Below are 599 nucleotides of genomic sequence, written 5' to 3' on the forward strand. Positions count from 1 at the left end.
GGCGGACCAGGGGGGGGCCGAGGATTCCGTCGGGCGGCTCCTCGTACGGGAACGTGCGCGCCACCGTGATCGCCGAGTCCCAGACCATCATCGCGGCGAGCGCCTGCACCATCACGCTCGCGCTGTACGGGGTGCCGTTCTGGGCGCTGATCAGGCGCGCGAACTCCTCGTACCGTACGGCGAAGGCGTCCTTGATCCGGGTGATCACCGCGATCCGCTCGTCCAGCGTCATCCGGGGCCAGGGGCCCTCGTCGAAGGCGCGGCGGGCCGCTGCGACAGCCCGGTCCACGTCGGCCTCGGAGGCGTGCGGCACGCGGCCGATGACCTGTTCGGTGTGCGGGGAGATCACCTCGATGACGTCGGTGCCCAGCGGGTCTGTGAACTCCCCGCCGATGAACAGCTTTCCGTGTTCCGCAAGCTCCGTAAGTTCCGTCATGGCTGTTGCCTCCCGCGAAACCGCACACGTTACGTACCTGACTGCTCGTCAGAACTGATACCAGTTCCTGTTCCAGGAGTCCACGGTGCGGACCGCACCCACGAAGCGAGAAAGTGGTAGACCCGGGCTACCACTGGAACAAGTTCTCGTTACAGTGGGATCA

The 599-nt window shown here is 66.3% G+C and carries 1 protein-coding gene; it reads right to left on the reverse strand.

What is annotated here, in order from left to right; genetic code table 11:
* The coding region (locus G3I71_RS45725; protein ID WP_164324852.1) for an aldehyde dehydrogenase family protein at positions 1 to 436 on the reverse strand (436 nt) is incomplete at its 3' end.
* Positions 437 to 599: the final 163 nt, after the last annotated feature.

The organism is Streptomyces sp. SID12501 (assembly GCF_010550245.1).
Lineage (GTDB): Bacteria > Actinomycetota > Actinomycetes > Streptomycetales > Streptomycetaceae > Streptomyces.